This window comes from Paenibacillus kobensis NBRC 15729 (assembly GCF_004000825.1).
GTDB classification, from domain to species: Bacteria; Bacillota; Bacilli; order Paenibacillales; family Paenibacillaceae; genus Paenibacillus_T; species Paenibacillus_T kobensis.
On record NZ_BILZ01000035.1, the window covers coordinates 55,135 to 61,684 of the forward strand.

At 56.1% G+C, this 6,550-nt stretch carries 1 protein-coding gene; it reads left to right on the forward strand.

Annotated elements, in window-relative coordinates; genetic code table 11:
- Positions 1–49: 49 nt before the first annotated feature.
- Entirely contained in the window at positions 50–5,788 is a 5,739-nt protein-coding gene (locus PKO01S_RS18890) for a beta strand repeat-containing protein (RefSeq protein ID WP_127533002.1), read from the forward strand.
- Positions 5,789–6,550 lie beyond the last annotated feature (762 nt).

The following is a 6,550-nucleotide window of genomic DNA, read 5'->3' on the forward strand; positions in this document are numbered from 1 at the left end:
CTGTAGGTAGAAGCCAATTCGCTTTTAACGCCTAACGAGGAGGAGAACGATGCCTTTTCCAAGCCTTGCGCAATTCGTCCCGGTGACGCTGAATGGAGCTCCTGTGACCGACCCTGTACGGGACGTCTCGCCCGATGAGACGGATATCGTCGGAAGCGCTGCTTATCCGGCGGCTTACTATGCTTACGACGGAACGAATGTTTATTTCCGGATTCGTCTGAACGCCGATCCCCGCTTCAAGACCGGGTTCAATAATTTTGCCTGGGGCGTGCTGTTCGATACCGACGGCATCCCTTCCACCTATGAGTGGGTGCTCGCCGTCAATGGAAACAACAATTCGGTTGACCTGATTGTGAACACCGTTAAGATTCCGAACAGCTTTAACGATCAAGCCGAGGGCACGGACGGAAAAGGCATGCCGAGCTTCACCCAGCCGATCATCAACTACGACATCGCCCGCGCAGCTCCTACCGGTGACGGCTCCTCTTTCGGAGGGGGAACCAACTATTTTCTCGATTTCTTCATCCCGAAGGCGACCCTGTTTCCTCTGCTCGGCATTACGGACCAATCGTCGCTCCGGTTTTTATTCTTCACCTCGACCAACAACAATAACTTCAATAAAGACTTTATCGGCTCGGGTCAAACGTTAAGCGCGGCATTCAGCGATCCGCTCACCGTGAACGGCGGGGATGTCCGAGCGAAGCTATCCGTGACGCAGACGGTTGACGGCGCCCCGCTTACGCTCATCGCGGGGCAATCCAGTACGGTGAACGGCACCATCACCGTGACCAATTCAGGCCGGAGCAGCGCCTCCGCAATATTCATTAATGCGCTGTTCCAGTTCAATAAGCTCGTATCGCTGCAGACGGTTTCAGCCACCGACGGGACAGCTGTTATTAATCTTGCGGCCGCGACCTTAACTTGGAATATCGGCACCTTGAATGCCGGTTCCAGCGCGGTGCTGCGTTACTCTGCGCAAGGAACCTTCCTTCAATCCGCTGCAGCCACAATCGATGTGAAGTCCGCCAAGGCAGTCGACCTATTCACCGGCCAGCCGCTCACGGTGCCGCAAAGCACGGCCGTTGCCAGCGTCGTGTCCGTCGGAGGGATTACCGGTACCGTATTCGACAAATCAACGGGGCTTCCGCTGACCGGCGTTGCGGTTCGATCATTCAGCGTCCCTTCGGGGACTTCGAACGGTTCTGCCGTCAGCGGCACGGGAGGCTTATATTCCATCGCAGGTGTGCCGCCGGGCAATGTTCAGCTTCAATTTTCGTTGCCTAATTATCAGACCGCCACGGTCAACGCAACTGTCGCCTTCAATGCTGTCGCAACCGTTAACGTGCTGCTGCTGCCGCAGCCGGCTTCCGTTCAAGGAACCGTGACCAGCCAGGCGGATGCAAGTCCGATTGCTGGCGCGGCTATCCATCTTACCGATTCGATCGGCGCGCTGCTCGCACAAACGTCGACCAATGCGGCTGGACAATACGCCATATCCGGTCTGCTGCCGAATTACTATCGGATCAGCATTGCCGCATCGGGATTCCAGCAGCAGGATCTGCCTCTCACGTTAACGTCGGGAGAAACCCGTGTTGTGAATGCGGCGCTTGCTGGCAGCCCGGGTGCTGTCGCCGGCACCGTGACGACTGCGGCCGGAATTCCTATTGCAGGGGCTAAGGCGGAAGCGCTGGACAACCGCAACAACGTGCTTGCGACTGTATTGACCAATATATCGGGCGTTTTTCGGGCGGACAGTCTTGCCCCGGGTCTCAACGACAGGCTACGTGTGTCCGTCCCTGGGTTTGTTACGCAAATCATCGGGTTTCAAGTCGCTGCAGGACAGACGACGACCGTTAATGTGAAGCTGTCAGCGGAGGCGGGCAGTATTACCGGCATCATCACCGACGCCGAATCCGGACAGGGACTTCCCGGAACGAGCATCCGGGCCGTCAATGCGGAAGGCATTACGCTGCAGACCGCCGTCAGCAGCGCGGACGGTTCGTATTCGATTCCGTCCCTTCAGCCCGGCAGCTACTCCCTCTCGTTCTCGGAAGAGGGCTACGCAGCAGAGACGGTGGGCGCCATCGTAACTTCCGGAGCTTCGACTACGATTAATATCGCGCTCGAGACGCTCGCTGGCGCTTTAGCCGGAACGGTGACCGACCTCGCCGGCGTCCCTCTTGAGGATGTCGTCATAAGGGTATACCTCAATAACATTATTATTGCCCGCGTCTCTTCCGCAGAGGACGGCACCTATATGATCGGCAATCTCGCTCCGGGTGTCTATACGATTTCCGCCCGAACGGACGGCTTTGGCGGGGATACATTCGGAGTCATCATCGAACCGTCGTTGACAACGAATGCCGATTTCCGGCTCGTCCCAGACCCTGGCATGATCGTCGGCAAAATTACGGACATTGCGGGAAATCCGATTGTCGGTGCGGCGGTCGCCGTTCAGAATAATGTCGACGGCGGACCCGTCCTTCTTACACGCATCCTCTCGGAAACGGACGGCGCTTATATCATTGCCGGCCTCGCGCCAGGCAACTACATCGTCAACGTGTCTGCCGCCGCTTTCCAGAACCAATTTGCCAGCGCTCTTGTCCGGTCGGATGCCCAAACGCCGCTCGATTTCAAGCTCTTGCCAAGCCCCGGCACCATCAGCGGCTCTGTACTTGACAGCTCCGGCAACCCGCTCGTCGGCGCAGGCATTCAAATTCGCGTCACGAGCGCGAACGGGATAACGGTATTCAGCCTGTTCACCGACCCGGTCGGCCAATTCCAGTCCAGCAGTCTAACGCCGGGCATCTATACCGTCTTCGCCTCTGCCGACAGCTTCCAGACCGCTTCCGCTACGGTAGCGGTCGCCTCAGGAGCGACGGAGAAGTTGACGCTCGTTCTCTATCCCGAGCCCGGATCGATTCAAGGAACGGTCGTCGATCTCCTTACCGGAGCAGGCCTGCCAGGTGTCGTATTGAACATTACGGACCAGAACAACTTCCTGGTCGGCATCACCGTTACGGACAGCGATGGCCGCTTCGATGCAACAGGCATAGCGCCAGGCAACTATACGATCGTGGCCCAAGAGAACGGGTATCAGAGCAATACGTTCGGCGTCATCGTTAACGCCAATGCCATTACGCCGGCATCCATTCCTCTATCGCCGAATCCAGGCACCATTAATGGAACGTTAAGGCCGCCGATCGGCGGAGCGGTCGTGCAGTTGACTAATCTCAACAACGTACAAGTCGCCACAACCGTAACGGAGCCGGATGGCAGCTTCACCTTCAGTACCGTGCAAAGAGGGTCCTATCTGCTGACTGCCGTTGCTCCCGGGTATTCGTCCGGCGTCATCGGAGCGACCATTGTGCCTGGCGGCGTTGACGATGTCGTGATCGACCTTACGTCCAATCCCGGTACGGTCGAAGGGTTCGTCCGGGATATAGCTGGCCAACCGCTACCTCAAGCAGCCGTCAAAGTGGTGAATGGCAATGAATCCATCCGCGGGATCGGCCAAGCGCAAGCGGACGGCAGCTATATCATCGGCAACTTGCCGCTGGGCACGCTGACGGTCATCGCTTCCGCATCAGGCTTCAGCAATGAGATCAAAGGCGTGAACCTGAGCCCCGGCGAGCTGGTATCCAGCTTCAATTATGAACTGGCACCTAATCCAGGCTTCGTTAACGGTCAAATCACGGATGGCGTAACCGGCCAGCCAATCGGGGGCGCGGATGTCGAAATCCGCATACTTGGCGCTTCCGGGCTGTCTGTCACCTCGGTCTCGGCCAGCATGTTCGGCAACTATCAAATTTCCGGGCTGCAGCCCGGACCTTACCTCGTCGTCGCACGGGCGGACGGCTATAGCACCGGAACAGCCGGCGCTATTGTCATAAGCGATCAGAGCACGATCGCTTCCATCGCTTTAGCGCCAGCCTTCGGCAGTCTCATCGGAACGGTTACCGATCTGTCTGGTAATCCGATTTCGTCCGTTAATACGCAGCTTCGGCTGTTCACGCAAGAAGGGATTCTGATCAACACATTTTTTGCCGGCGTGGACGGCACATTCTTCGGCGGCGATCTCCCGGCGGGCGAGTTCACGCTGAACGTATCGTCTCCCGGATTCGAGGGCGAGACGATCGGCGTCTTCATCAAGGCGGGAAGCAGCACCGCCGTTGCGATAAGACTGGCCGCGCCGGTCGCAGCGGTCACCGGCCAAGTCGTCGATGCTTCAACCGGTGCAGGCATCTCGGGCGCCGTCATCAACGTCACGGATGTGTATGGACATCCGGTTAGTCCTTCCTTCTCGGATGAGAACGGCAATTTCGGACTGTCGGGCATTCCGGCAGGCAATCTGATCGTGACCGCTTCGACTCCCGGAGCCGGAACGGACTCCGGCGCCATTGTGACGGCGCCAGGCCAGACGACGAACGTTCAGCTTTCCTTGACGCCGAATCCGGGCAACGTGTTCGGATTTGTCAGCGATTCAGCGGACGGGTCCGATCTGTCCGGGGCAACCGTGCGTATTTATGACGGCGTTACCGGGGCGTTGATCGCAACCGTCATTACCGACAACGGAGGCGTCTACACGTATCCGAACTTGCCGGCAGGCCCTTACACGGCAAGCGCGGCCGCTTCGGGCTACGCTTCCGAGCTCGGCGGCTTCACGATCGTCTCCGGCGCAACGACGCGTTTCAGCTTCACCCTCGACAAGCTTCCTGGCCGGATAAGCGGCAGAGTGACGGCTGACCCCGGCGGGACGGCTATTCAAGGCGCCACTCTCGTTCTGCGGCAGTATAACAATTTTGGACCGGTGATCTCATCTATCTTGACCGACTCGGACGGGAACTACGATCTGGGGGAAGTTGCAGCGGCTAATTACATCGTGACCGCCTCGCAGTCCGGCTTCGTAACGATTCAAACGTCAGCATCCGTGTTGCCTGGCCAAAATGCCGCCGTTAATTTCTCGCTTGCGCCAGCGCCGCTATCCGTCAGCGGAAAGGTAACGGACGTCGGAACGGGTGCGAGCCTGCCGGACAGTTCCATCGTTATTATCGATGATAATGGGGTTATCGTAGGGAACGGAGTAACGGACAAATCCGGACAATACACCGTCCCGAGCGTACCGGCAGGCAACTTGACCGTCATCGCAAGCGATCCCGGCTATCAAAGCGGCACCGGCTATGTCATTCAACCGGTACAGCAAGTACCGCCGACCCGTAATCAGACGGCGGACCTCTCTTTGAACAACGGTCCGGCTGCCATTGAAGGGACGGTTGTCGATGATACCGTCGGCTCTCCCGTTTCCGGTGCGATCGTTACGGTGCTGGAGCCGGTGAACAATGTGCCGCTTGGAACGACGGTGACGGATGGAACCGGAAGCTATCAGATTGGCGGGCTGGTGCCCGGCGCACCGTATACGGTAACCGTCTCGTCTCCCGATTTCGGCTCCGTCGCGCTCGGCGCAAGAGCCGGGGCTGCCGCGGGCACGATCGGCAAGGCTGATCTGGCTCTCCGGTCTGCCTTCGGAACTTTGACCGGAACGATCCGCGATGCCAAAGGCAATCCTCTAAATTATGCTTTGGCCGAGGTCACGACGGATGAGCAGCTTCTTGTCCGCAACATGATCAGCAATACAACCGGCCGGTACACGATAACCAACGTAGCCGCAGGCGGCCCGCCTTCCCGGTTCTCTTTCCCAGGGAAACAGACCGCCATCGCGAGGCCCGTTATCGTGAACGGGCAAACGACGGTGTTGGATATTATTCTATATGATGAGGAAGAGGAGTAAGGCTGGGGAGGGCTATGAAGAAGGGGCACGATCAAGGTCATGAGGTGACTTTGATCGTGCCCCTCTTTTGTGGAAGAGAGTTTTATTGTGTGAGAAGCACGTCTGCTATCTTCATTGCATTATGTACAATGAGAACAATACATAGATGTGCAAGACATGGGTCTCATTGTATGGCGTACAACGAAACTAACCGCTTAACCGCCAAATGGCCTCCATTCTGCCCATTTCATGTGTTTTCCATTGTACGATATACAACGAACCCTTTCACTTGCGCCGAATGAGCAATTTTCATTGTACAAAGCGCAATGAAGATGGTTAGTTGTAGACTGAGAAAATAAAGTGTTAGACCGTGAAAATAAAGTTCTAGACTGGCAGCGGCGGCGTTAAGCGAACGGGCAGGTTAGCGCAAAGTTTATTGGATATATATGGGCATGATTGTCGAAATATATGGTAAAATGACCTAAGGTAGCAAGTTAGTTATGTTTTGGGGGATCAGTGATGCCATCGTATGAGTTTGAGTTGAAACCGAAAGAATTACTTAGACTAATGTTCTTTAAAAAGATCTGCCCTAACTGTAAGAATAAGCTAGTAAAAAATAACGAAAAGACCTTTCTCGAAAGAGGGTGGTATAAGATGAACGGAGCTTATTATCACGGAGACCAATATCACCTGAAGTTTCGTTACTACTGTGGAAATTGTTCTAAAGAGATACAATTACTTGAACTGCGACATAGAAGATTTTTTAAAGACAAGTAACTTTTA

Excerpts from the sequence above, each read along its gene's own strand:
- PKO01S_RS18890 (WP_127533002.1), top strand. The coding sequence starts at position 50 with ATGCCTTTTCCAAGCCTTGCGCAATTCGTCCCGGTGACGCTGAATGGA.